This window comes from Methyloligella solikamskensis (assembly GCF_042676065.1).
Classification (GTDB): Bacteria; Pseudomonadota; Alphaproteobacteria; order Rhizobiales; family Methyloligellaceae; genus Methyloligella; species Methyloligella solikamskensis.
This window is the reverse complement of sequence record NZ_JBHTJO010000001.1, coordinates 1,379,534-1,405,758: the sequence shown is the minus strand read 5'-3', so window position 1 is coordinate 1,405,758 and position 26,225 is coordinate 1,379,534. Positions and strand designations below refer to the sequence as shown.

At 63.5% G+C, this 26,225-nt stretch carries 21 protein-coding genes; 10 read left to right on the top strand and 11 right to left on the bottom strand.

All coding sequences use genetic code 11. The features are described from left to right. The first annotated feature begins 100 nt into the window (after positions 1-100). Positions 101-802 (top strand): retropepsin-like aspartic protease family protein, encoded by a 702-nt coding sequence (locus ACFQ2F_RS06835; RefSeq protein ID WP_379087636.1) that lies wholly within the window; start codon positions 101-103, stop codon positions 800-802. 43 nt (positions 803-845) lie between these two features. Beyond that, positions 846-1,403, top strand: a complete 558-nt coding sequence (locus ACFQ2F_RS06830; protein WP_379087633.1) for a retropepsin-like aspartic protease family protein — start codon at positions 846-848, stop codon at positions 1,401-1,403. A gap of 12 nt (positions 1,404-1,415) precedes the next feature. Here the strand turns inward: ACFQ2F_RS06830 and ACFQ2F_RS06825 are convergent, their stop codons facing one another. Next, on the bottom strand, positions 1,416-1,802 hold the full coding sequence (locus tag ACFQ2F_RS06825; protein ID WP_379087630.1) for a VOC family protein: 387 nt from the start codon (positions 1,800-1,802) through the stop codon (positions 1,416-1,418). A 202-nt stretch (positions 1,803-2,004) separates the two neighbouring features. Here ACFQ2F_RS06825 and ACFQ2F_RS06820 point away from each other — a divergent pair, with 202 nt between their 5' ends. Together ACFQ2F_RS06820 and ACFQ2F_RS06815 are read left to right on the top strand one after the other, a co-directional pair. Further along, positions 2,005-3,504 (top strand): phosphomannomutase/phosphoglucomutase, encoded by a 1,500-nt coding sequence (locus tag ACFQ2F_RS06820; RefSeq protein WP_379087627.1) that lies wholly within the window; start codon positions 2,005-2,007, stop codon positions 3,502-3,504. 78 nt (positions 3,505-3,582) lie between these two features. Continuing rightward, positions 3,583-4,185, top strand: coding sequence for a methyltransferase family protein (locus ACFQ2F_RS06815; RefSeq protein ID WP_379087624.1), 603 nt, complete (start codon positions 3,583-3,585; stop codon positions 4,183-4,185). Between the two features lie 295 nt (positions 4,186-4,480). Here ACFQ2F_RS06815 and dusA read toward each other — a convergent pair whose 3' ends face one another. The 4 genes from dusA to ACFQ2F_RS06795 all read right to left on the bottom strand — a co-directional run bounded on the left by dusA (position 4,481) and on the right by ACFQ2F_RS06795 (position 8,696). Beyond that, positions 4,481-5,482, bottom strand: a complete 1,002-nt coding sequence (dusA, locus tag ACFQ2F_RS06810) for a tRNA dihydrouridine(20/20a) synthase DusA (RefSeq protein WP_379087621.1) — start codon at positions 5,480-5,482, stop codon at positions 4,481-4,483. A gap of 56 nt (positions 5,483-5,538) precedes the next feature. Continuing rightward, complete coding sequence (gene aguB, locus ACFQ2F_RS06805) at positions 5,539-6,414, bottom strand: N-carbamoylputrescine amidase (RefSeq protein WP_379087618.1); 876 nt, start codon at positions 6,412-6,414, stop codon at positions 5,539-5,541. 4 nt (positions 6,415-6,418) lie between these two features. Then, positions 6,419-7,459, bottom strand: coding sequence for an agmatine deiminase family protein (locus ACFQ2F_RS06800; RefSeq protein WP_379087615.1), 1,041 nt, complete (start codon positions 7,457-7,459; stop codon positions 6,419-6,421). A gap of 112 nt (positions 7,460-7,571) precedes the next feature. Beyond that, entirely contained in the window at positions 7,572-8,696 is a 1,125-nt protein-coding gene (locus ACFQ2F_RS06795; RefSeq protein ID WP_379087612.1) for a polyamine ABC transporter substrate-binding protein, read from the bottom strand. Positions 8,697-8,838: 142 nt separating this feature from the next. Between ACFQ2F_RS06795 and ACFQ2F_RS06790 the strand changes: the two genes are divergently transcribed. Continuing rightward, on the top strand, positions 8,839-9,804 hold the full coding sequence (locus tag ACFQ2F_RS06790) for a LysR family transcriptional regulator (RefSeq protein WP_379087609.1): 966 nt from the start codon (positions 8,839-8,841) through the stop codon (positions 9,802-9,804). A 155-nt stretch (positions 9,805-9,959) separates the two neighbouring features. Next, on the top strand, positions 9,960-11,153 hold the full coding sequence (locus ACFQ2F_RS06785) for a GGDEF domain-containing protein (RefSeq protein ID WP_379087606.1): 1,194 nt from the start codon (positions 9,960-9,962) through the stop codon (positions 11,151-11,153). Positions 11,154-11,175: 22 nt separating this feature from the next. On the opposite strand, the gene ACFQ2F_RS06780 is transcribed toward ACFQ2F_RS06785, so the two are convergent. From ACFQ2F_RS06780 to rraA, 4 genes are all read right to left on the bottom strand, one after another. Then, a complete protein-coding gene (locus ACFQ2F_RS06780; protein ID WP_379087603.1) occupies positions 11,176-13,497 on the bottom strand; it encodes a TonB-dependent receptor in 2,322 nt (773 codons plus the stop codon). A 294-nt stretch (positions 13,498-13,791) separates the two neighbouring features. Then, positions 13,792-14,547 carry a carbonic anhydrase gene (locus ACFQ2F_RS06775; RefSeq protein WP_379087600.1) on the bottom strand — a complete coding sequence of 252 codons (756 nt, stop codon included), beginning with the start codon at positions 14,545-14,547 and terminating at the stop codon, positions 13,792-13,794. Positions 14,548-14,698: 151 nt separating this feature from the next. Further along, positions 14,699-15,262 (bottom strand): hypothetical protein, encoded by a 564-nt coding sequence (locus tag ACFQ2F_RS06770; protein ID WP_379087597.1) that lies wholly within the window; start codon positions 15,260-15,262, stop codon positions 14,699-14,701. Positions 15,263-15,405: 143 nt separating this feature from the next. After that, positions 15,406-15,909 (bottom strand): ribonuclease E activity regulator RraA, encoded by a 504-nt coding sequence (gene rraA, locus ACFQ2F_RS06765; RefSeq protein ID WP_379087594.1) that lies wholly within the window; start codon positions 15,907-15,909, stop codon positions 15,406-15,408. Positions 15,910-16,025: 116 nt separating this feature from the next. Between rraA and ACFQ2F_RS06760 the strand changes: the two genes are divergently transcribed. Further along, complete coding sequence (locus ACFQ2F_RS06760; RefSeq protein WP_379087591.1) at positions 16,026-18,497, top strand: heavy metal translocating P-type ATPase; 2,472 nt, start codon at positions 16,026-16,028, stop codon at positions 18,495-18,497. A gap of 11 nt (positions 18,498-18,508) precedes the next feature. Here ACFQ2F_RS06760 and mdoH read toward each other — a convergent pair whose 3' ends face one another. Both mdoH and ACFQ2F_RS06750 read right to left on the bottom strand, forming a co-directional pair. Beyond that, a complete protein-coding gene (gene mdoH, locus ACFQ2F_RS06755) occupies positions 18,509-20,374 on the bottom strand; it encodes a glucans biosynthesis glucosyltransferase MdoH (RefSeq protein WP_379087588.1) in 1,866 nt (621 codons plus the stop codon). A gap of 41 nt (positions 20,375-20,415) precedes the next feature. After that, the gene (locus ACFQ2F_RS06750) at positions 20,416-21,936 is read right to left on the bottom strand and encodes a glucan biosynthesis protein (RefSeq protein WP_379087585.1); all 1,521 of its coding nucleotides are present in this window, start codon (positions 21,934-21,936) and stop codon (positions 20,416-20,418) included. 356 nt (positions 21,937-22,292) lie between these two features. Here ACFQ2F_RS06750 and ACFQ2F_RS06745 point away from each other — a divergent pair, with 356 nt between their 5' ends. The 3 genes from ACFQ2F_RS06745 (at position 22,293) to pepN (ending at position 26,114) form a co-directional block, all read left to right on the top strand. Next, positions 22,293-22,820: a hypothetical protein gene (locus ACFQ2F_RS06745; protein WP_379087582.1), complete on the top strand. Its 528-nt coding sequence runs from the start codon at positions 22,293-22,295 to the stop codon at positions 22,818-22,820. An 89-nt stretch (positions 22,821-22,909) separates the two neighbouring features. Continuing rightward, entirely contained in the window at positions 22,910-23,317 is a 408-nt protein-coding gene (locus ACFQ2F_RS06740; RefSeq protein WP_379087579.1) for a GFA family protein, read from the top strand. Positions 23,318-23,459: 142 nt separating this feature from the next. Further along, positions 23,460-26,114, top strand: coding sequence for an aminopeptidase N (gene pepN, locus ACFQ2F_RS06735; RefSeq protein WP_379087576.1), 2,655 nt, complete (start codon positions 23,460-23,462; stop codon positions 26,112-26,114). Positions 26,115-26,225: the final 111 nt, after the last annotated feature.

Below are 26,225 nucleotides of genomic sequence, written 5' to 3'. Positions count from 1 at the left end.
AGCCCCTACATACGTGATCGGTCGAGCGTCGTGACACCGGTATAGCGGCGCGGAGACTGCCGCTGCGTGGCCACCCTGCTTCAATGAAAGAGTGACCTCCTTGTCCACCTGGATCGCCCTCTTCGTTCTCGCCTTCGGCGCCATACTCCTGCTGAGCGATTCCACCAAGGACGTCGCCAACCTGGATGCGGAATCCTTCGGCTATGTGGTGATGAGCCTGGCCCTGCTGATCTTTCTCGGCGGCGGCATGTTCGCCCGCTATGGCGGCAAGGCGGGCGCCATGGTCCGGGATCTGATCACCTGGGCGGCGCTGGGCCTCGCGCTCGTGACCATCTACACCTACCGCACCGACCTCCTGCCCATGGCCGACCGGGTCATGGGGGAGCTGATGCCGGGCCGCGGCGTGGTCGTCGAGGAGACCGAAAGCGGCCGGCCCGAGGTAAAGCTGCGCAAGCGCCTTGGCGGTCATTTCACCGCCATGGTCGATGTGGAAGGCACGCCCACCTCCATGATCGTCGACACTGGCGCCACCACCGTGGTGCTGCGCGCCGAGGACGCCGAGGAGATCGGCATCGATACCGGCGAGCTGCGCTACAACATCCCCGTGCTGACCGCCAACGGCAAGACATTGGCCGCACGCGTCCGCCTCGGCGAGGTCGCCATCGGCCCGCTCAAGCTTGAGAATGTCGCCGCTCTCGTTGCACGCGAAGGGAGCTTGTCCGAGAGCCTGCTCGGTATGAGTTTCTTAAGCCGCCTTCGGTCTTATGAATTTTCCGGAAACTACCTGACCTTGCGCGGCTAGCGCTCCTCACGAAGCCCGCCGCGCCAACCTCGCGGAGACGGCTTTGACCTCCGGCACCAGGCACCTAATTCGCGAAGCCCTCGGCTGGACCTTCGGGCTCCTCGTCGTCTTCCTCGCCGTCTATTTCTACGACGATATCCAGCGCAAGGTGCTGGATGTCCGCGGCGACGTGATGGCCGAGTTCAGCCCCGAGGAGCTCGGCGAACGGCCCCAGGACGTCGCGAGCAGCGGCGGCATCGTCCGCATCCGGCAGGACGGCTATGGCCACTATTCGACCGATGCGGTGGTCAACGGGCACATCCTGCCTTTCATGGTCGATACGGGCGCGACCTTGGTCGTCCTCACCTATGAGGACGCCCAAAGGTCTGGCCTGTTTCCCAACACCCTGAACTTTTCCGGCAAGGTCCAGACGGCCAACGGCATCGCCCAGGTGGCGCCCGTCCGGCTGAGCCGGGTCCGGGTCGGCGGCATCCTCCTGCGCGACATTCCCGCCGTTGTGGCCGAGCGCGGCGTCCTGGCCCAGAACCTCCTGGGCATGAGCTTCCTGAGCAAGCTGAAGCGCTTCGAGATCGAGAACGGGCAGCTCGTCCTCACCCGCTGACGTTGGACCCGCCTATTCACGCGCGTAGCAGACGGCGTTGAGCTTGTTGCCGTCCGGGTCCCGGACGTACCCCGCATAGAAATTCGGCCCATAATGGGGCCTCAGGCCGGGCCGCCCTTCGTCCGTGCCCCCATTCGCCATGGCCGCCGCATAGAAGCGGTCGACGGTCTCCCGGTCCGTCGCAAGAAACGAGATCATCATGCCGTTGCCGACCGTCGCCGGCCTGCCGTCGAGCGGCTCTGCGACCATGATATGCGGCCCTGGATCGGGCACGCCCCAGGCAGCACCTGTAGGATCGTCCTCGGCGAAGCGGGAGTGTCCCAGCGCGGCCATGACCGGCTCGTAGAAACGAATGGCGCGAGCCAGATCGTTGGTGCCGATCATCATGTAGCTGAACATACGGATGGGCTCCTCTCGTCGGTTCACAGCGGTGCACTGCCTGTCCGGCCGGCCGGCCAGTTTAGCGCTGAACGGCCATAACAGCCTTTGTTTTGCCCGCACGGCCCGCTATGAGACGGCGGAACTCAATGTCGGGCCCATTCATTCGTCGAACGGGCCGGGCCAACGCCGGTCGAAAAGATCAGCCAATCAAGGGGGCAGGATGTTCGCCAAACCACGCCAAGACCTCGAACCCAACACCGTCGAATTCGAACGGCTTCCGCTGGTGAAGCGCACGGGCTTCCGCGAATACGACGCCCGCTGGCTCTACCCCCAGGAGATCAATCTCATGGGCATCCAAGCGGTGGGGCTCGGCATCGCGGCGCTTGCGAAGCAGCAGGGCGTTCCGCCCCGCTTCGTGGTCGGTCACGACTATCGCTCCTATTCCTCCGCCATCAAGGCGGCGCTGATCGAAGGGCTGCTCGCGGGCGGCGCCGAGGTGCACGATATCGGCTTGGCGCTGTCGCCCATGGCTTATTTCGCCCAGTTCGCCCTCGATGTGGAAGGCGTGACCATGGTCACCGCCAGCCATAACGACAATGGCTGGACCGGCATCAAGATGGGCATCGAGCGCCCGCTCACCTTCGCGCCGGAAGACATGACGGCCCTGAAGGAGCTGGTGCTCTCCGGCGATCTCCCCACGCCTGGTGGCGGCAAATACATCTATGTGGACGATCTGCCCGAGCGCTACATGGCAGACCTGACCGACCGCCCGAAGTTCAAGCGCAAGATCAAGGCGGTCGTCTCCTGCGGCAACGGCACCGCCGGCGCCTTCGCCCCCCACGTGCTGGAGATGCTGGGCATCGAGGTAATCCCGCTCAATTGCAAGCTGGACTACACCTTCCCCGCCCATAACCCGAACCCGGAAGACATGGACATGCTCCACGCCACCCGCGATGCGGTGCTGGAGAACAAGGCCGATCTCGGCCTCGCCTTCGACGGCGACGGCGATCGCTGCGGTGTGGTGGACAATGAAGGCCGCGAGATCTTCGCCGACAAGGTGGGGGTGATGCTGGCCCGGGACATTTCCAAGCTGCACAAGAACGCCCATTTCGTCGTGGACGTGAAGTCGACGGGCCTGTTCCAGACCGACCCCGTTCTCATCGAGAACGGCGCCAGGACCGACTATTGGAAGACCGGTCACTCCTACATCAAGCGCTACAGTCACAAGACCGGCGCGCTGGTCGGCTTCGAGAAGTCCGGCCACTTCTTCTTCAACCCGCCCTTGGGCCGTGGCTACGACGACGGTCTGGTCTCGGCCATCGCCGTGCTCGAAATGCTCGACCGCAATCCGGACAAGACCCTGGCCGAGCTGCGCGATGCCCTGCCCCAGACCTGGCAGTCGCCGACCATGTCGCCCCATTGCGACGACGAGCAGAAATACGATGTCGTCGAGCGCGTTGTGGAGCATTTCCAGGATCTGGAGAAGAAGGGCGAGACCCTGGCCGGCCAGAAGGTCCGCGAGCTGATCACCGTGAACGGCGTCCGCATCGTGCTGGAGGACGGCACCTGGGGTCTGGTCCGCGCATCCTCCAACAAGCCGGAGCTTGTGGTGGTGGTCGAGAGCCCGACTTCTGAAGCGAACATGCGCTCCATCTTCGAGGAGATCGACGCGGTGCTCTCCAAGCAGCCGGAGGTTGGGGAATACAATCAAAAGATCTGAGCTGCGGATATCGAAAGGGGCAGGCTTCTGATACAGTGTCGCAAATCTGCAAAATGAATCTGTTTGGTTCGCGCCAACATGACAGAGATCGTTTTCGCAATCGGCCTGTTGATGGGCCTCACCCTGAACGCGTTGCTCCTTGCCACGCTGTTCTTCCCCCCGTTTCGGATTTGGCCCACCCCTAAGCCAGGCACCTGGCAGAGCATCACCTTCTGGACGCTCTTCCGCGGCGGAATGCTCTTCGCCTTCATCTTAGGGCTTCTCGATTGGAACGCCGTGCCGCTGCTCGATGCGACGCGCTTCATCTTCGGCGTGCCGCTCTTCGTGATCGGCTTCGGCATCACCGTGCTGGGCTATTTCAATCTCGGCCTCGGCAACACTTATTGCGGCTCCGACGGGCTGGTGACTGGCGGCCTCTATCACATCAGCCGCAATCCTCAGTACACCTTCTCGATCATGGGACTGATCGGCCTTTCGATCTTCGCCAACTCCTACCTCACCATTGCCCAGAGCTTCGTGATGGCTTGCGTCTACGTGCTTATGGCGCTGACTGAGGAGGCTTGGCTGGAGCGTGAATACGGCGACACCTACAAGGCCTATTGCCGGGCCACCGCGCGCTTCCTGGATATCCCTGCTCTATTCGGCATGAAGCAGAAGCCCCGGGTCGAAGACGCCGGGTAAGTCGAGGCTTCTCCTCACCTATCGACGTCATCCTGAGGTGCGCGGCGCAGAATGCGCCGGGCCTCGAAGGATGCGGCCCCATGCTTCGAGGCCCGCCAAAGCGGGCACCTCAGCATGACGGGAGGAGTGTGCGGCGGATTGTGCGGAGCGCTCGCTCGGACTTTGCCGCCACAAGACCACTGTCATCACCCGGCTTGACCGGGTGATCCAGTAACCCCTGTCATTGCGATTCTCGGAATCCGGCGGCTACTGGATCCCTGCGTTCGCAGGGATGACATCCCGAGCAAGCCGAAGGCTACTCCGCTGCCACAGCCGCCGTAGCGTCCGCATCGCGCATCATGGCGATGGCATCTTCCAGAACCTCGAGTCCCGCGCCATCGAGATGGGCCCGCTCGGCGATCAGCCGCCGATAGGCCCGCGCCTTGGGCCGGCCGTGGAACAGGCCGAGGAGATGCCGGGTGAGCTGCTGCAGCCGGATGCCCTTCGAAAGCTGCGATTCGGCATAAGGCAGGAACCGCTCCAGGATCTCCACCCGGGAGGGCTGCTCCCCGGCGGGGTCGAACAACGCCTGCTCGGCTTCCGCGAGAACATAAGGATCGTGATAGGCCGCGCGGCCCAGCATGACACCGTCCACATGGCCGAGATGGGATTGCGCGTCCGCCACGGTCGCGATGCCGCCATTGATGACGATCTCAAGTTCCGGGCGCCGCGCCTTCAGGCGATAGACCCGCTCGTAATCGAGGGGTGGAATGTCCCGGTTCTCTTTCGGGCTCAAACCCTCAAGCCAGGCCTTGCGGGCATGAACGAAGAAGCTCTCGCAGCCGGCGTCCGCCACCGTATCGATGAAGCGGTCGAGGCTCTCTTCCGTATCCTGGTCGTCGATGCCGATCCGGCACTTCACTGTCACCGGCACGGAGACAGCCTTACCCATCGCCGAAACGCAGTCCGCGACCAGCAGGGGCTCCGCCATGAGGCAGGCGCCGAAGCGGCCCGACTGCACCCTGTCCGACGGGCAGCCGATATTGAGATTGATCTCTTCGTAGCCGAAGCCTTCGCCGATCCTGGCGGCCTCGCTCAAGCGTTCCGGATCGCTGCCGCCGAGCTGCAGCGCCACCGGATGCTCGGATTGATCGAAGCCGAGCAACCGTTCGCGGTCGCCATGGATCACCGCATCCGCCGTCACCATCTCCGTGTAGAGATAGGTGCGTGGCGAGATCAGCCGCAGAAAGAAGCGGCAGTGGCGATCCGTCCACTCCATCATCGGCGCGACGGCAAGGCGATGTCGGTCCAGGCTCATGCCGGAGAGATAGGCCCTTCCGACTGCCGGCCACAACCCCTTTGGCGCTTGGCGGTTTACGCGCTTGAGCCGTCCAGGGTGAGGAGCGTGCCGTAATGTTCGGGGCGCCGGTCGCGGAACACGCACCAATAGTCCCGGTCCCGGGCAATCGCATCGAGGTCGAAGCCATGGACGAGGACGGTCTCCTCCTCGCGGTCGGCTTCCTCCACCTTCTCCCCGAAGTGATCGGCGATGAAGGAGGAACCGTAGAAGGTCATCTCGGTCCCGTTCTTGCCCTTCTCCGTGCCGACCCGGTTCGAAGCGACGAGCGGCATCAGGTTGGCGCCTGCATGGCCTTGCTGAACCCGCTGCCAGTGGGGTGCCGAGTTCCACTGCTCGCTCCCGACCTCGGACCCGATCGCCGTCGGAAAAAACAGAATCTCCGCACCCATGAGCGCCATGGAGCGCGCGGTTTCGGGGAACCACTGATCCCAACAGATGCCCACGCCGATGCGTCCGAACGCGGTATCCCAGACCCGAAATCCCGTGTCGCCCGGTGAGAAGTAGAACTTCTCCTGATAGCCGAACCCGTGCGGAATATGGGTCTTGCGGTAAACACCGAGATTGCGCCCGTCCGCATCGATAATGGCGATGGAGTTGAACCGAGCGTTGCCGGCCTTCTCATAGAACGAGATGGGCAGTACGACGCCCAGCTCCTTCGCAAGTTTTTGGAAGTGCTTGATCGTCGGGCTGTCATCGGCCGGCTTGGCGCGAGCGAAGTCTTCCGGGTCCTCGTCCTGGCAGAAATAGGGCCCTTCGAAGAGCTCCTGCAGCAGCACGATATTGGCGCCCTTCTCCGCCGCCTTGCGGATGAACGCTTCACCTTTGGCAACGTTCTCGTCGACCGAGTCGCTGCAGGCCATCTGGGTCGCCGCGACAGTTACATTTCGCATGAGATCACGCGCCTTTCGTCTTGCTCGCCGGAACCTGCTGGGTGACGCATCCGATGCCGCCGCCGCCCAAAGCCTGCCATTCGCTTCGGCACGTCACGAGCTCCCGGCCGGGATACGCCTCTTCGAGGATCTTGAACCCGCGCTCGTCGAGCTCCGGATCGACCTCCGGCGCAATCACTGCGCCGTTCAGCACATAGGCGTTCGTATAGGGGATCGCCATCCGCTTGTCCCAGTCTCTGGGGTACGGCAGGACATCCATCTCGATAATGTCGAGCTGCCGGCCCTTAGCATCGCGCGCGGATTTCAGGATTTCCAGGTTTTCCTTCAGACGCTCGTAATTCGGGTTGGCCTTGTCCGGCATGGTCTGAACCAGGACTTTGCCCGGCGCGACGAACTCCGCGACGTTGTCGACGTGACCGTCCGTGGCTTCGTCCTCATACAGGCCCAGAGGAAGCCAGATCACCGTCTCGATGCCGAGATAGTCGTGCAAATGGCGCTCGACCTCGTCGCGGCTGATACCGGCATATCGATTGTCGTTGCGCATGTTCTGCTCGGTGGTGATCAAGGTGCCGAGCCCGTCCACGGTCATGCCGCCGCCCTCCCCGATGAACGGGGTCGAGAAGCGCTTGATGCCCAACAGATCGAGAAGCTTTGCCGGCATCGCCTTCGTCTTCTCGCAGACGAACCGTTCGCCCCAGCCGTTGAAGCCGAAATGGACGCCGGCGACCTCGCCCGCCTCGTTGCGCACGAAGATCGGTCCGTTATCCCGGATCCAGCAGAGATCGACCGGGATCTCCACCACTTCGGCAACATCCCCAACCCGATCGGTCGCCTGGGCAAAGTCCGCCGGATCGGCGATCACGGTGACGGGCTCGAACCGGGCGACCCCGCGCACGATAGCTTCGATCTCATCGCGGAAGCCGCCAACGTCCGTGGCGACGCCTTCTTCGATGGGCGGCCAGGTGATCAGGGTCCGCTCATGTTCATCGAACCGGGCGGGCATCCGGTACCCCAAAGCAAAGGGTGTGCTGTTGATCTGATCCACGGGAGTTTCCTTTTCAGCATGTAGAGGTGACGTCGCGCCGGTCTTTTGCCGTCGGCTCCGTCTCGTTTGTTTGGGAATGCGGGGCGGCGCCGCGCCCCACATCCCGCCGGCTTCAGTTGCCGGTCTTGAACCGGGTCCAGCTCCTGGTGATCATCCGCACGGTCTGCGGGTCTCGAGGAAGATTGGGGAAGAGCTTCGCCATCATCTCTTCGGACGGGTAGACGTTCGGATCGTTCTTGACGTCATCCAGCACGTATTCCAGCGAGGCCGCATTGCCGTTCGGATAGAAATAGGCGTTCGTGACCTTTGCCATTACCTCCGGCTCCATCAGGAAATTGAGGAAGGCGTAGGCGTTGTCCAGATGCGCCGCCGTTTTGGGAATGGAAAGGAAGTCGAAGAAGATCTCGGTGCCCTCTTTCGGCACTGAGTAATACACCTCCACCCCGTTGCCGGCTTCCTGGGCCCGAGCATAAGCAACGCCCGCATCGCCACTCCAACCGAGCGCCAGGCACAGGTCGCCCCGCGCCATGTCGTTGATGATGGCGCTTGTCTTGAAATTGCGAATGTATTGCGAGACGGGCGCAAGAAGCTCGTCGACCTTCTTGAAGTCCTCTGGGTCCGTCGTGAACGGATCCAGTCCAAGATAGTTGAGGGCGATGGCGACGATCTCTTCCGGAGAGTCGATGATGGCGACTCCGCAATCGGAGAATTTCGACACGATTTCCGGATCGAAGATCATGGCGAGACTGTCGACGGGCGCGTCTTCCATGCGCTCCGAGATCAGCGCCGGATTATACATGATCCCCGTGGTTCCCCAGAGATAGGGCACGCCGTAGCGATTGCCCTCGTCGTGCCGGGCGAGGAACTCCATGATTTTCGGATCGAGATTGTCGAGTTTGGTGAGCTTCTCCTTATCGAGAGGCGCCAGGACCCCGGCCTTGATCAGACGTCCGGCAATGAGGGCGGACGGGAAAACAACATCGTAGCCGCTATCGCCTGTGAGCAGCTTCGTCTCGAGGGTCTCCAGGGACTCAAAAGCGCTGTAGTTAACCTCGATCCCGGTCTTCTCCGTGAACTCCTCCAGCACCTCGACAGGCACATAATCGGCCCAGGCGGCAATGGTCACGGTCTCCTCGGCCTCGGCGGGCTGCGGGGCGGCCGACAGCATCAGCGCCATCGCGGCGGCGGCGCAGGCGGTGGCAAGTCTGCGGATCGTGGTCTGGAATCGGTTCGGCATGGCGCTCTCGTTCTGGGCGGTTTCGTTGGGCTCGGCTCGGGCGTTCCGAGGAACCGGACATGGACGAATGCTCGCCCGTACCGCTGCGCCGCACAAAAGATGTTTTTCGATCCATTCGGATCGACTAGATTCAAGCGACGCCATGAAGAAGAACCTGCCTCAACTGGTCGCCCTTCGCGCTTTCGAAGCCGCCGCGCGTCACGCAAGCTTCAAACGCGCCGCAGATGAGCTCTGCGTCACGCCCTCCTCAGTCAGCCATCAGATCAAGAAGCTGGAGGATTGGCTGGGCGTCCCTCTGTTCCGGCGGTTCAACCGCAAGGTCATCCTGACCGACGCGGGACGCACCTATTTCTTCACCCTCTCCAAGGCCTTCGACGAGATTGCCGAGGTAACCGCGCTTGTCAGCCGGCACGCCGCCAAGGCGCCGGACCGCAAGGAGAAGCTGAAGATCTTCGCCAATGCCGGCTTCCTGGAATGCTGGCTGGGCCCGCGGCTGGACATCGTTCAATCGGTTATGCCCGACGTCCAGCTCGAGCTGGTTCCCGGTCTCGATATCGACGACTATCTGAGGGGCGGTGCCGAGATCGCCATTCATTACGGGCGCGGGTCCTGGCCCGAATACGATTCCATTCTCCTGCACACGGCTTACGAATTCCCAGTGTGCAGTCCGCGGCTTCCACTGAGCGGCCCACCCCTGAAGGAGCCCAAAGACCTAGCGGCCTTCAAACTGCTGCACGAGGGGGAAGTGACGCCCTGGCGGAACTGGCTGGCGGAGGCAAATGTGACCCATCCCGGCCTGCTCGACGGCCCGATCTTCCATTCCACCCAGACCATCTTCAACAAGGTGATGTCCTGCGAAGGGGTGGCGCTCGGCGACGACGTGGTGGCCGCCGATTTTCTGCACTCCGGCGCGCTGATCAAGCCGATCGGAAAGGTACGCAAATCCACCCATTCCCTCTACTTCCTGCAGCTCAAGCAGGACGGCGGATCCAAACCCGCAGCGACATTCCGGACCTGGCTCGTGAACGCGCTAAAGGCTCACGAACGCAGCAACGCGATCCTGCAGCGCGACGAGCCATATTTCGCCCACCCTGTTCCGGCTCAGTAGGCCGCCACGAGGGACCAATCCCCACACGCCGTGTTGCCCCCCGGCGCCACCAGCCGAATTCTTACCCGGCAATCCACTCAACTCTAGCGGGCACGGTCGTCTGGGGGTAAGACGCAGAGGCTATATGGCTCTAACGCCAAGCGGAGCGCGGAATCTTGTTCGATAGTTTCACCACCAGGCTCGTGGTCGAGGCTGCCTGCGTTATGGGCTGCCTGACGATCTTCAGCTTCTGGCTGAAGGATCGGCACACCTCTGCCCATCTCTGGTGGATCGGCGGCTTCGCCCTGTTCGGTGTCGGGCTCGCCCTGGGCAGCCTGCGTCAGTATCTTCCGCCGCTTCTGAATTATCCCCTGCCCGGACTGCTCACCCTGCTCGGCGTTTCGGCACTGTGGCTTGGCGTGCGGGTCTTCGACCGTCGCCCCTTGCCGGTTCTGGCGATCCTGCCGCCGGCCATCTGGGCGGTCGGACTACCGTTCGCCATCTCCAGCTATCCGCTCCGCTACGCCCTGTTCAATATCGCCATCGGCACCGCCACCCTGCTCGCCGGTACCGATCTCTGGCGCCACGCGCCAAAGGGCATCAACCCGCGGACCTGCATCGCCTTCGTCTGCCTTCTGGAGACGGCCATCAGCTATAGCCAGGCCGCCGCCCTGATCGCCATGCAGGACGCCATCGGCAACGGACCTCTCTTCGGCTGGCTCACCTTCGCCCCCTTCCAGTCGGCCGTTGCTCTGATCGCGATCGTGCTCTTCGGCACCCAGATGATCAGCGAGCGGTCCCAGCACCGGCTGCACCGGCTCGCCATGAGCGATGAGCTCACGGCCGTGCTCAACCGGCGCGGCTTCTTCGAGCTCGGCCAGGAGGCCCTGCGTGCCCAGTCCGAGACGCCGGGGGAAAGCTCCGTCATCGTCTTCGATATCGACCGCTTCAAATCGATCAACGACACTTACGGCCACGCGGCCGGCGACAAGACGATAGCGAGCTTCGCCCAACGGGCCGCCAACCAGCTTCGGCCCGACGATCTCTTCGGACGGATCGGCGGCGAGGAATTCGCCCTGCTCCTGCCGGGCACGCCTTTGGACGTAGCGGCGAACGTGGCCGAGCGGATCCGCCTGGCCATCGCCGAAACGCCCATCGAGTGCGACGGCCACAGGATCGCCGTCACCACGAGCGCCGGACTCACCAGCGCCCCCAACGATCAGGCGCAGCTCGACCGGCTGATCTCGACGGCGGACGCCGCCCTTTACGAAGCCAAGGGTCGGGGACGCAACCGGATCGAGACCCTGGAATCCGTCCCCTCCGGTCTTCGCCATCTGACGCCCATCGCCCGCGTGCCTCACAAGGCGTAGAACGTTCGGCTTGGGATCCGACCTAGAACACCGCCTTCGCGAAGAGCTTGAAGCTGCGCCCCGGCAACAGCACCTCGTCCGCCTTGAACGAGGCCGCGTTGCGGATCTCGTCGTCCAGCAGATTGTCCGCCGCGATCCCTAAGGTCAGGCTCTCGCCGAACTTGGCGTCGCCGAGCGCGCCGGACCAGCTCAAAGACGCATTCAGAAGATCGTAGGCCGGCGTCTCGTATTCGTTCGCCGCGACCTCGTCCTGCTCGAAGGCGTGCAGCAGGTTCACCCGCGCCAGCCAGTGAGCATCCTGCCAATAAACGCCGCCGCCCAGCCGGTGGGGTGGGATTCGAGGCACATAGGTTCCGTCGGCGAACTTGGCATGGACGAAGTCGTACCGCCCCGTCACGCCGAAGATGCCGCCGGCAATCTCCGTCACGTCATAGGCGCCCTGCAGTTCGGCCCCGGTGAAGGTCGCGTCCTGCTGACCCGTCAGCACCTGGTCGAACTCGCCATCCTCGATACCGCAGCTTTCGAATTCCTCGTTGCAGGTAATGCCCGTCAGCTCCTGAAAGATGAAGCCGTCGAAATCCGTGTGATAAGCGCCCGCATCGAAACGGAACCGGCCGACATCGCGGGCGATTCCGATCTCAACGCTCTTGGCCGTTTCAATACCGAGACCCGGATCGCCGATATCGAACGTTCCGGACGCGTGATGCGGCCCCTTGGAGAAAAGCTCCGCGGCCGTCGGCGCGCGCTCGGAGTATTCGGCATCGGCCCGCAGCACCATGGCTCTCGGCAGATCCCGCTCCAGCCCGATGCTGGCGCTGAATGGTGTGAAGTCGCGGCCGGCAGCCACCGTGGCGATCTCATCCGGCGGCGGCAGCAGATCGGCCGGCACCTCCGGGGCATACCCGTCGATCTGGCGATGCTCGAGGCGCGCAGCCCCCTGCAGCCGCAAGTGGTCCGACAGCTCCAGCTCTTCGAACAGATAGGTCGCCACGTCTTGCGTCGTGTTGGGCGCCAGGAACTCCTCGGCCTCTCCCTCAGTGTGGAGATCGTTGTGGCTCCAGCTGAAGCCGAGCAGGCCGTTCAACGCCCCGACACTCGTCGTCACCGTGCGCTGCTGGAACTCCGCACGCGCCTCCCAGGTCTTCTGGGCGAAGGTGCCGTGGACGACCTCGCCTTCATCCTCGGGGCCGTGATCGTGCTCCTCAGCATGCTCCTCTTCGTGCTCGTGGTCGTCTTCGCCGGCATGCTCTTCCTCATGGTCGTGCTCCTGACCGATCTCGTCGTGATCGTAGTCGGAGTAGCCGAGCCAGAAACGGACCTCCGAGACCGGACCGTTCAGCGGAAGATAGGCGCCGCGATTGGTCCAGCGCACCTGCTCCATATCGATATGGATGCCGAGCTCCGCCTCCTCGCCGCCGGGAATGCCGTAATCGCTGGCGAAGCGGCTCACGGACGTGCCGAAGAAGCCGCGGTCGAAGAACAGTGTCGCGCCGGCGGACTGCCCCTCCGTCTCCACGAAGCTGTTGTCCTGGATGCCGAGCGGTGTGTCGTAGTCTTCCGCATTGCGGCCATAGGCATCGACATGGACGGCAACGTTGCCCGTCCGGTTCTCGAACTGCACAGCTCCGTCAAAGCCGTCGTCCACCGTCGTGCCCGCGCCCTGGACTTCCAGCCGAGTGGTCCCCGGCGCAATGTCTACCGGGATTCGGCCATTGATGGCGTTCACCACACCACCGACGGAGCCCGACGTGTAGCGCAGGCTTTCAGGGCCCCGCACGATCTCTACCCGGTCGGCAGCAAGGGGGTCGATGGGCACGGCGTGGTCGCCACCGAGTGCTGAAACGTCGCCGATGCCAAGACCGTTCTCCTGGATGTCGACCCGATGGCCGTCGAGGCCGCGCAGAACCGGACGGCTCGCCCCGGGCGCGAAGCTGGTGGAGGTGGCCCCCGGCTTGTCGAAGAACAGATCGCCGAAGCTCTGGGCGGGGCTGCGCTCGATCTCAGCCGGCGTCACCGCGTCGATGGGAGGCTGGACGGCACGCTTCTGGGCCGGGCTGGGCGTGAACGGTGCCGCGGGCTCGGCGACCGGAACAGGTTCGGCCTGCACAGCAGCTGCATCGGGCGCGGGCCTGCGCCGCGCTCTCGTCGGTGCGGAACTCTCCGACGGCGCCTCCACCGTGATAGGCGGGAGTTGGACGCCGCCCTCGTCTTCCTGGATCACCTCGACGGGCGGAGCCTCTGCCTCGCCCTCTGTGGCCTCTTGTGCCCAAACGGACGTGACGCTCGAAACACCCATAAGAAGAGCAGCGGCGGAAAGCGCCCGCCTGCCGATCCATCCCCTCATACGAACCCCCAAATACAAAATGTTATATCGTATCGAGTCAGGGAGTAACGTTATATCGTAACATTTGCAAGACGAGTTCTCCCGGTACGCACAAACGGGACTCTGCCGAGCTCGCCGGAGGTGGAGAGCGACGGCGTACAGGAGGCGATGAAGCGAAGGAGAGAGGGCGATGATTTGCGCCCAAAGGAAAAGGCCGGACCCGCGCCTTAAGAGGACACGGGCCCGGCCAGTCTCAGCCGTCTCTCGGAAATTCGATCAGTGATACCGGACGGGCGGCGGAGCGCCCTGCCCGGTTTAAGCGGTGCCGGAGATCAGCTCCACCTTGCCGGTCTCGAGCTTGTAGACGCCGCCCACGACCTTCAGCTTTCCGTCGGAGACGGCCTTGTCGAGGATCGGGCTGGCGGTCTTCAGCTTCTCCACGTTCAGACGGACATTGTCCTCGATGGAGCGCTCCAGAAGATTGTCGTGGCCTTGCGCGGAGGCCTGCTTCACGGCGGGCGTCAACGCTTCGACCAGGGTCGGCAGATGGCCCGGCAGGGTCTCGTCGTCCTCGATCGAGGAAATGGTGGACGCCACCGCGCCGCATGCGTCGTGACCGAGCACCAGGATAAGCGGCGTGTTCAGGACCGCAGTCGAGAACTCGAAGCTCGCCAGATTATCGGGAGTGACGAAGTTGCCGGCCACCCGGCAGACGAAGAGATCGCCGCGGGAGGTATCGAACGCGAGCTCCGGCGCGATACGGGAATCGGCACAGCTCAGGACGCCGGCGAAGGGATTCTGGCCACCCACCAGGGCGGGACGCTCGGCGACGAAATCATGGGACTTGCCATTCCCCTTGATATAGCGGGTGTTGCCCTCCATCAGCCGCTCAAGGGCCGCATCGGGCTCGATCACGTTTTGTGGCCGCGGCGGCTCGGCTTCGTCGTCCTCGGCCTTAGCCGCGAAGGGCATGGCAATGGCGGCCGCCGCGCTAAGCCCGAAGGCCAATGCCGTACGGCGGTCGATATTCACGGAATCGCGGGCCTTCGCGCCGCAGCATTTCTCACACATGTCTTGAGCTCCTCCTCCGGCAATGCGGGCGAGGTAACCATAGCCGCGACAGCCCGCCGCAGGGAGCGGATCGCGCAGGCGCAGTTAAGCGCCGCTTAAGGCGCGCCTGAAATGGGACAGACGAAAAATGCGCTGAGAGGCCGCTCGCTTACTACGCGGCGAGAACCTGACGGTCGTCGGCAGCCAGCAGGCCGATCGTCTGACCGAGCCAGCGGAAGGCCAGCAGACCGGCAAACGCCAGGGCGTTGATCCAGAAGATCTCGCCGATCACCGCCAGGCTGAAGCCGCCGCCGGCCGGTAGCACCATCGTGCTGGCGATCAGCACCAGCTCATAGGCCACGAAGCCGCCGAGGAAGCCCATGGCGCCAGCCACCCGGAGATCGTCGGTCTTCCGCATGGCCGCCGTGGTGACGAAGGTCGCAGCAAAAGCGGCAACGCCGATGGCAGCACCCCAGCCGAAGCTCTCAGCCGTGGTGGGATAGCCGAGCAGCAGAAAGCCGATGGCCTGGTTGATGACGAAGGTCACGCCGACCAGCAGGAAGGCATTGGCCCTGGACAGGGTCAGCGCAGCAATCGCGGCGATCGCCACGAACGGCGCGGCACAGGCCAGCGCCCAGCTGAACAGAACGCTCATCGCGGTGACGAACGCGGTCCAGATCCCGATCTTCCATCCATCCGAAAGCGATGCCATCGCACCATTGTCTTTGATCGACATGATTTCTGCTCTTCCTTCGTGGGCTGGGCCTTCTTGCCCAAGCATGCGAATTCGCGCGCTCATCGCGCGCCCTTTCCCCTCTGATAGCCGATAACCCGCGCTGCGAAAAGGGCCTTGGGCGCTGACTTGGCGGCCCGCTTGGCCTAGCGGAGCGCCTCTGCCTGGTCCGGCGTCAGCACGATAACCCCGTCCTCGTCCGAAACGACGACATCGCCGGGCCTGAAGTCGACACCGGCGAAATTGAGCGGAATGTCGACTGTCCCCTCACCCCGCCGCACCGATTTCCGCGGGATCGAGCCCAGCCCCTTCAACCCGATATCGATCTCGGCCACCGCACAAACATCGCGCACGAAGCCAAACAGCAGGATCCCGGCCCAGCCATTCTTGGCCGCCTCGCCCGCGACCAGATCGCCCATCACCGCGCAGCGATTGCTGCCGCCGGCATCGACCACGAGCACGCGCCCCTCTCCCGGTGTTGCAACCTGCTCCTTGATGCGGGAATTGTCCTCGAAGCATTTCACCGTGGCGATCGGGCCGGAAAAGCGGCGTTTTTGCCCAAAGTCCCGAAAGATCGGCCAGGGCACCCTGACCTCATCGAGGAATCGATCGTAGATATCGCAAGTGGATGGAAAGGGGGTGTCGCTCATGATGCTCCCGTCTTTGGCGGTTTGGTGGTGGCGACTATATAGACCACAAGACGCCATGGCGCGCCGCGCGATGAGATCGTGACGTTCATCGTAACCCTCAGCGAAAGGATAAGCGGATGAAGGTGGACCACGCCGAACCAGCAGCAGCCTCGGATGCTGTAACGCGAGATCCCGTCTGCGGCATGACCGTGGACCCCGGCCAGGACAAACCTTCCTATCGGCACGACGGCCGCACCTTCCACTTCTGCAGCCAGCGGTGCCACGACAAGTTCGCTAAGGAACCTGAGGCATACCTGAAGGCAGAGGATCCGGTTTGCGGCATGAGCGTCGATCGCGCCAGCGCTGCGCACACGGCGAAGCACGAGGGCACCCTGTTCTACTTCTGCTCGCCCTCCTGCAAGGAGCGGTTTGAGGCTGAGCCGGAGAAGTATCTGGATGGCGCGGCCGTGCCTGAGCCGATGCCGAAGGGGACGCTCTATACCTGCCCCATGCATCCGGAGATCGTTCAGGAAGGCCCCGGCTCCTGCCCCATCTGTGGCATGGCCCTTGAACCCATGGGCGTGCCGGATGTGGATGCGCCCAATCCGGAGCTTCAGGATTTCACCCGGCGCCTCATCGTCGCGACACCGCTCTCGATTGCACTGCTCGTGATCGAGATGACCCATCACCTGTTCGGCGTCGACATTCTGCCCATGCTGTCCGCGCGGGCCGAGCAATGGCTGCAGCTCGCCCTGGCCACCCCCGTGGTGCTCTATTCCGGTCTGCCGTTCTTCGAGCGCGGCGTCGCCTCCCTGCGATCGGGCAATCTCAACATGTTCACCCTGATCGCGCTCGGCACCGGCGCGGCCTTCCTCTACAGCGTCGCTGCGACGGTTCTGCCGGGCCTCTTCCCGCCGGGACTGCGCGCCGAGACAGGCTACGTGCCCGTCTATTACGAAGCCGCCGCCGTCATCATTGCGCTTGTGCTGTTGGGCCAGGTGCTGGAGCTGCGGGCCCGGGAACAGACCGGCGGGGCCATCCGCGCCCTTCTCGATCTTGCGCCGAAGACCGCCCTGAAGGTGGAGAAGGACGGCAGCACCAAGACAATCGAGCTCTCCGCCGTGAAGGTTGGCGACATGTTGCGCGTCCGCCCCGGCGACAAGGTCCCCATCGACGGCGTGGTCACGGAAGGCAGCAGCGCGGTAGACGAATCCATGCTGACCGGCGAACCCGTGCCCGTGGAGAAGAAGGCTGGCGACGAAGTGACCGGCGGCACTCTGAACGGCTCGGGAAGCTTCGACATGGAGGTGGAGCGGACCGGCGAGGCCACGACTCTGTCTCAGGTGGTCACCATGGTCGCCAACGCGCAACGCTCCCGCGCCGACATTCAGCGCCTGGCGGACAAGGCGGCGGCCTATTTCGTCCCCGCCGTCATCGCCATCGCCGTGGTCGCCTTTATCGCATGGATCGCGCTCGGCCCCTCGCCTGCGCTCTCCTATGCGGTCATTGCAAGCGTCAGCGTGCTGATCATCGCCTGCCCGTGCGCGCTCGGTCTCGCCACCCCGATCTCCATCATGGTCGCGACGGGCCGCGGCGCTCAAGCCGGCGTCCTGGTCCGCGAGGCGAAAGCCCTGGAACGTCTGGCCACCGTCGACACCTTGGTGATCGATAAGACCGGCACCCTGACCGAAGGCAAGCCCGCGCTGACCGGCATTCAGCCAGCCCAAGGCTTCACCGAGGAGAAGCTGCTTGAAGCAGCAGCGGCTTTGGAAGCCGGTAGCGAGCATCCCCTTGCCAGCGCCATCCTCACCGCCGCCGAGAAGCGCGGCGTGAAGCCGGCCAAGGTCACCGGTTTCGAGGCCATCACCGGGCAAGGCGTGCGCGCGAAGCTCGGCGGCAAGACCCTGTGGCTCGGCAACGCGGCGCTGATGAAGTCCGCCAAGGTCGATTTCTCCGCCCTCGAGAAAGACGCAGAAGCCCGCCGCGGCGATGGCGAGACGGTCATCTATCTCGCCGAAGGCACCAAGCCAGCGGGCTTCCTGGCGCTGTCCGATCCCATCAAGGAGACCAGCGGCGAAGCGGTGGCCAACCTGCATAAGCTCGGCATCAAGATCGTCATGGCGACGGGCGATGCGGAACCGACCGCTCGCGCCGTGGCCAAGACCCTTGGCATCGACGAGATCCGCGCCGGCATGACGCCAGGCGGCAAGCAGGATCTGGTGAAGGAGCTCCGCGACAAGGGCGCGGTGGTGGCCATGGCCGGCGACGGCATCAACGATGCCCCAGCTCTGGCGGAAGCCGATGTCGGCATCGCCATGGGCACAGGCGCCGATATCGCCATGGAGAGCGCCGGGCTGACCCTGCTGCGCGGCGACCTGCGCGGTGTGGTGGCCGGCGTGAAGCTTGCCCGCGCGACCCTGGCGAACATCAAGCAGAACCTGGTCTTCGCCTTCGGCTACAACGCCCTGGGTCTGCCGGTCGCGGCGGGCGTTCTCTACCCCGCCTTCGGCATGCTGCTCTCGCCCATGATCGCGGCCGCGGCCATGAGCCTGTCGTCGGTATCGGTGATCGGGAATGCCCTGCGGCTGCGGAACCTGAAGCTCCGCTAGGACGGCGGAGCCTAGCTTGCCGGCTGCGCCAGGGTCCGGCCGAGCAGCGAACGGCTCCGCTTGCGCCCGCGGCGCTCTTCCGGGATGAGGAAGATGCGCAGCTTGCGCGCCAGCTTACCCGCGCCCTTGGACGAGGTGAGCAGCACGATCGGGATGGTCAGCACCAGACCGAGCCAGACGGGCAGCAGCCACAGGAAGAGCTGCGGCGAGATCCACAGCGTGATCGCCGCCATGACGATGCCGAAACCGGTGTGGAAGCTGTAGCGCTTCAGGACGTCGGCAACGTCGATCTTGCCGTCATCGCGGGATTGCGGGTTCCAACCGGAATCCTGTGCGAACAGGATCTGCCCGATGAAGCCGGTCTGTAGCAGCATCAGGATCGGCGCCAGCAGTGCGGACAACAGCGTCTCCAGCACGAAGCTGACCACCAGCGCGATGGGGCCGCCTGCCCCGCGGCGCATGCGCTTGTTCATCAGCGCGTAGGTGACAGCCAGCACCTTGGGCGCCAGCAGCACCACGGCGGAGAAGCCGAGCAGCGTCCACGCCTTCTGGGCGTCGAATTGCGGCCATGTCGGGAACAGCGCATGGGCGTCCGGGAAATAGTCCGGCTGGTAGAGCGATGCCTGCCAGGCCAGCAGGATGCCGACCACCAGGAACATCAGCCAAAGCGGCGATGCGGCATAACTCATGATGCCTGTCATGAAGTGATACCGGCTCATCCAGTGAAGACCGCGGGCCGGCAGCACCTTGGAATGCTGCAGATTGCCTTGGGCCCAGCGCCGGTCGCGCGCGGCATGATCGGTGAGCGTCGGCGGCGTCTCCTCGTAGCTGCCCGTGATCTCCGGGCGCATATAGACGTCCCAGCCGGCGCGGACCAGAAGCGCCGCCTCGACGAAGTCGTGGCTCATGATGTGGCCGCCGAACGGCTTCTTGCCGGGAAGCTCCGGCAGGCCGCAGGAGCTGGCGAACGCCTTCACGCGGATGATCGCGTTATGGCCCCAGAAATTGCCTTCGCGGCCCTGCAGCATCGCAAGGCCTGCGGAAACCACCGGCCCGTAAGTGCCGGTCGCGAATTGCTGCATGCGGGCGAACAGGGTGTTGCGGTTCACCAGCCGCGGCACGCTCTGAATGAGACCGGCGCTGCTGTCGGCTTCCATGGACTCCGCAAGGGAGATAATGGCCTCCGACGTCATGTAGCTGTCCGCATCCAGCACCAGCATGAAGTCGTAATTGCCACCCCAGTTGCGAACGAAATCGGCGACGTTGCCGGCCTTCTTGCCTTCGTTCTCCGCGCGGCGGCGATAATAGACATTCACCCGGCCCAGCATCTTCTGGCGCAGACGGTTCGCCGCCTCGCGCTCTTCACGGACGATGGAAAGATTGGTGGTGTCGCTCAGGACGAAGAAATCGAAATGCCAGCTCTTGCCGGACGCAGCGATCTCTTCGGCCATCTTCGTCAGGTTCGAGAACACGCTCTCCACGTGCTCGTTATAGACCGGCATGATCACGGCCGTGCGGGACGAGAGTTCGCCCTTCAGCTTGATGCCGCGGGTCCAGTCGATCCGGAGCACGAGAGATAGGAAACCGAGCACGGCCACGCCAAGCGCCTGGGCGATCCAGATGAAGCTCAGGCCGAACAGCCCGACAAGCATGTACTGCAGGGCGGTCGCATCGTTCTGACCGACGACTTCCAGCATGTGCCAGACGCCGTAGCCGGTCACGATCGCGGTGATCATGAAGACGATAATGCGCGAAATGAGCGTGTGCTCGCGCAGGGCCGGCCGCAGCGCCGTCTTAGGCGGCGAGCCGTACCACTGGTCGAACCTTTGCGCCCGCATCTCCAGAGGACTGTCGGGGGGCGTAAGACTGCGGGGCAACGACCCAGACGCTCCTTCGCCGAGCGTCTCCATTACGTCGTTCAAGCTGTCCATCTATAGAGCCAAGTCTCACTAATCTGCTCCCCGTCGTGCGCTAAAACCAAGCGCAGTTCGGAAAGTTCCACATCCGTCGTATCCATCTCAAAACTTACTTGATATCCGCCTGTCATCGGGTTGTGGCGGCCTACCACGTGTTCGATACGTCCCGATGACGCTGTCACCTGCGGTTCAACGTCGGAACCAAGGTAAACGGGCACGCCGTTCTCAATAGGCGGGTCGAAATCGACGATAAATTGTCGACGTTTCCGCAGAACGCTCATCCCCATGCGTGATTCTGCCACACGGGCGATGCGCTGGTTGATGATCGGAGGGCCGAAGGTGAGCCAATAGCCGTAGCTCATCTCCTGGCCGCGCTTCAGCCGCTTCCGCGGATGCCAGAACGCAACGATGTTGTCGTTGGTCTCCAGATCGGTCGGGATCTCGACCAGCTGCACGTGACCCTGCTTCCAAGGCGTCTTCGGCTCGACCCATGCGCTCGGCCGAAGCTCGTAGCGCGCCTCGAGGTCCTTGTAGTCCTCGTATTCCCTTTCGCGCTGCTGAAGGCCGAACCCCAAAGGGTCCTCCTCCACGAAGGCGCTGATCTGCAGCTTCTCCGGATTGGCCAGTGGCCGCATGATCCATTCGCCGTTGTTGCGAGCGATGGAAAGCGTATCGGAGTCGTGCACCGCGGGACGGAAATCGTCGAACCTGTCCCGCTCCCGGGCATCGAACAGATACATACTGGTCAACGGCGCAAGGCCGAGATGGTTCACGTCCGCCCGGCCGAACAGGGCGGCCTCCACATCGAGCACCGTGGAGGCGCCGGGCCGGATGACGAAGGTGAAGGCCCCGGTCACGCTGCGGCTGTCGAGTAGCGCATGCACCGTGATGGTTTTGGAATCGACGGCCGGTCGCTCAATCCAGAAGCTGCGGAAGAAGGGAAACTCCTCCCCCGTAGGCTCGCCCGTGTCGATGGCCAGTCCCCGCGCGGAGATGCCGTACAACTGGTCGGCGCCGACGCCCCGGAAATAGCTCGCCCCCTGAAAGACGACCACCTCGTCGTAATGATGCAGCACGTTGATGGGCGCGTTGATGCGAATACCGGAGAACAGGGGCTGCCCTTCCGGCGGTTTGACGCTGAGATCGCCGAAATCGAAATAGTCCGGCGAATAGGTGATCTGCTCCGCCTTGCCGTCCTCGACCTTGAAGATCTCGACCGGGGACTTCACCACGAAACCGGCATGGAGCAGCTCCACCGCGAAACCGCGGTTCTTGCCAGCCCACAGCGCCCGATCCTTCTTGAAGCGGATCTTCCGGTGATCGTCGTAGCTGAGATTGGTGAAGGTGTCAGGAACAGGCTGCGGCGGATCGTATGGCGTCTTCGCCATCTCCCGCGCCATGTCCACCACCGTTTTCCGGGAGAAGGGCGTCTTCTTATTGTCCTGGGCAAGCCCGCTGCCGGGTCCTGCCGCCGCTCCGAGGGCGAGCGCGCCAAAGGCCACCGAAAACTCGCGGCGGTTCATTCAAATTCTCCCAAAATGTGAAGCAGTGCTCGGATGTGGGCGCGGCGACGCGCGTGACAAAGCTGATAGCCTTCGCTCAAGTCAGAAACCATCCGAATAAGAGCCGATCCGACAACCGTGCGGGTGCATCCGATAGAACGGTGGATCGTCAAACGTCTCGCAGCAGGATCTGCGAACCATCCGACTATAGCCGCTCTGAAAATCGCTGGAAGCGATTCTATCGCGCTAAGCCGCAAAGATTGTGAAGGCTCATTCCCCCGATCATCTGTCCGCCCGACGGGGCCGCCAGGCCGACCAAAAAAATTTAACCCCTTCCTGCTAGCGTCCGAGCATAAGCGGGTTAGTAAGGCGTCAACATGGCAAAGGCGAAGTTCCACAAATCTCAGCGCGTTTTCGTGAAGCCGGTCGGGACCTGGGCCTATATCGAACGGGTCCTGCCGAAGTGGATCAGGGGCGTCGATGAGCCCATCAAGATCACCTACGACTGCGGCATGGGCCGCGAGTTCGTAGAGGAAGAGCTTCAGGAAGAAGCCACCGCGGTCCAGAGCCGGCTGTCCAATAGGCTCGGCGAGTGGCGCTTGCTGCGTGCTCAGAACCGCTGGAAGAATGCCGAGCAATGCCAGCACCACCCCTTCCCCGGGACCCATCCCGTGGTCGTCACCAGCGATCAGGACTGGGGCGGCTGGCGCGTGCCGGGCGCCGAATACGATCTCGACCCCCAGCGCGTCGAGAAGCAGGCACAGCTCATCGTTCGGGCGCCGAGCCTGTTGAAGATCATGCAGCTCTTCGTGAACCAGGCGGAGCAGCAGCCGGAGAATTTCAGCGAGGACCTTTCCAGCCTCGTCGATATGAGCCGCGCGATCCTGGACGAGTTGCCTGACTAGCCTGTCGTCCCCACCTAGAGTCAGGACCCATTAGTTCGGCGGCGGCAACCACTAACGGTTCCGCGTCAAACGAATACGAGTAGATCGTTATGAGCTTAACCGCCGCTGGCTCCTGTTTGTGTGGTGCCGTGAGATTTCAGATCTCAGGTGCGTTTGAGAGCTTTTTTCTCTGCCACTGCAAGCGTTGTCGGAAGGACACGGGCTCCGCATATGCGGCCAATTTGTTTTCATCGACAGCAACGGTAAATTGGATTTCTGGTCGCGATTGCATCCAGACCTACCGGGTTCCCGAGACCCGGCACGAGAAAAGCTTTTGCATCAAATGCGGATCTGCTCTTCCGAATGTTCAATCGAATGGTGATTTGTTGGTGGCACCTGCCGGGAGTATCGATAGCGCGATCGACATCCGGCCAAGTGCCCATATCTGCTTTGCGAGCCGAGCGGAATGGGACGGGCGCGTGGACGACATCCCGAAAGTAGATGGTCTTCCAAGTTAGGTTCGATACCGAGCCTAGGTGGCATTGCCGGCCTTTGAGGCCGGATAACGATCCGTCGTTCAGTCCCGGCGGACCGACACTCCGCAACTGACCCTTGGCATTCACGCTCCCCCGCACTAAGAGCGACGGGAAAGGTAGGACCATGCACGAATCCGATCGCCAGCCGAAACATCTCAGCGACTACGCCGCGCCCGACTATCTGATCGAGACCGTCGATCTCGATTTTCATCTGGAGCCGGAGCGGACCATCGTCCACGCTGATCTCGCCATGCGGCCCAACCCGGAGGCGAAGGCGGCCCGGCCGCTGGTCCTGGACGGCGAAGGCGTCGAGCTCATCTCCATCGCGGTGGACGGCAAGCCGCTCCAGCCGGACGAGTACAGCGCCACCGAGACGGGTCTGACCGTGCCCGACGTGCCCACCGGTCCCTTTACCCTGAGCCTGAAGACCGCCTGCAATCCGGAAGCGAACGAGGCCCTGCTCGGCCTCTACCGCTCCAACGGTGCGTTCTGCACCCAGTGCGAGCCGGAAGGCTTCCGCCGCATCACCTTCTTTCTCGACCGGCCCGACGTGCTCGCCACCTACCGCGTCCGTCTGGAGGCCGACAAGAAGACAAACCCTGTGCTCCTCTCAAACGGCAACCCGGTCGAGCGTGGCGACGTCGAAGGCACAGATCGCCACTACGCCGTCTGGGAAGATCCGCACCCCAAGCCGTCCTATCTGTTCGCCGCCGTGGCCGGCGACCTGGCGAAGATCTCCGACAGCTTCACCACCCAGTCCGGCCGCGAGGTCGCGCTCAACATCTATGTCGAGCACGGCAAGGAGGACCGCTGCGACTGGGCCATGGAGTCCCTCAAGAATGCGATGAAGTGGGATGAGGAGCGCTTCGGCCGGGAATACGATCTCGATGTGTTCAACATCGTGGCCGTCAGCGACTTCAACATGGGCGCCATGGAGAACAAGGGCCTCAACATCTTCAACGACAAGCTGGTGCTGGCCCGCCCCGACACCGCATCCGACGCCGACTACGCGGCGATCGAAGGCGTCATCGCCCACGAGTATTTTCACAACTGGACCGGCAACCGGATCACCTGCCGCGACTGGTTCCAGCTCTGCCTGAAGGAGGGCCTGACCGTCTTTCGCGATCAGGAGTTCTCCGCCGATCTGCGCGCCGGCCCGGTGAAGCGCATCCTCGACGTGCGCAATCTGAAGAGCCGCCAGTTCCCAGAAGACTCCGGCCCCCTCGCCCACCCGGTGCGGCCCGGCTCCTATATCGAGATCAACAACTTCTACACGGCCACGGTCTACGAGAAGGGCGCCGAGCTCTGCCGCATGCTCCAGACCATGCTGGGCCGCGACGATTTCCGCAAAGGCCTGGACCTCTATTTCGAGCGCCATGACGGCCAGGCCGTGACGGTGGAGGATTTCCTCGCCGCCCTTGCCGATGCGTCGGGCAAGGACCTCTCCGAGTTCATGCACTGGTACAACCAGGCCGGCACGCCGGAGCTTGCCTGCTCCCTCGACTACGACCAGCAGAGCAAGACGGCGACCCTCAACGTCAGCCAGATCCTCCCCGCCACGCCCGGTCAGCCCAACAAGGAGCCCATGCCCATCCCGCTTCGGATCGGCCTGCTGGGCCCCAACGGCGACGACCTGCCGCTGACCCTGGAGGATGGAACGGAGCTTTCCGACGGGCTGCTGGAAGTGACCGAGCGCGAGCAGAGCTTCACCTTCACCGGCATCCCCACCCCGCCGACGCCATCCCTGCTGCGGGAGTTCTCCGCACCCGTGCGTCTCACCCAGACCATCGATCTGGAGCAGATCGAGTTTCTGATGATGCACGACTCCGATCCGTTCAATCGGTGGCAGGCGGCCCAGAGCTACGCGGCGAAGCTGCTGACCGACGCCGCCCGCGATCGCTACAATCCGGAGCCGGTCAAAGGCCAGGGAGCCTCGCGCCTGGCGAAGGCGCTTGCGGTGACCGCGAACGAGGAAGAACTGGCCTACGCCTATCGCGGCGAGATGCTGAAACTCCCGAGCGAATCCGACATCGCCCGCGAGCTCGCCCGTAATATCGATACGGATGCGATCCGCGAAGCCCGCGAGACCTTGCGCGAGACCATTGGCAACGCAATCCATGCCGACCTCGCCGGCATCTACGAAGAGCTGGCCGATACGGGACCTTACTCGCCCGATGGCATCAGCGCCGGCAAGCGCTCCATGCGCATCGCTGCCCTCGATCTCCTGGTGGGAAGCGGCAAGGATGACGAGCTGGAACGCGCCGCCGCCCATTACCGCGGTGCCACCAACATGACCGACGCCATCTATTCCCTGCTGATCCTGGCGCCTCACGACGATCCGCGCCGCGACGAGGCCATGGCCGATTTCTACGAGCGCTGGAAGGACGACGCCCTGGTGCTCGACAAATGGTTCGCGGTGCAGGCCCGCTCCGCCCGGCCCGATTCCGTCGAGATCGTCGAGGGCCTGCTGAGCCATCCGAAATTCTCGCTGAAGAATCCGAACCGCGTCCGCGCGCTGATCGGCAGCTTCGCCAACGGAAACCCGACCGGCTTCAACCGGAAGGATGGGGCCGGCTACGAATTCCTCGCCGAATGCGCACTCCGGATCGACAAGTTTAATCCGCACATGGCCGCCCGCCTGCTCGGCGCTTTCGAGAGCTGGCGCTTCCTGGAGCCGAACCGTGAGGCCCATGCCAAGGCGACCCTGGAAGGGCTCGCAAACGCCGAGCTTTCCACCGACAGCTACGAGATCGTCAGCAAGACTCTCGGCGACGAGTAATCCCCTGCCTTTGCAACGAGCTTTAAACGGTTGTCCACAAGTTTTCTCTGGACAGATTCCAGTCGAATACCTTCAATAGAAAGGTGATTCGGAGATGCGGCACTTCTCCGT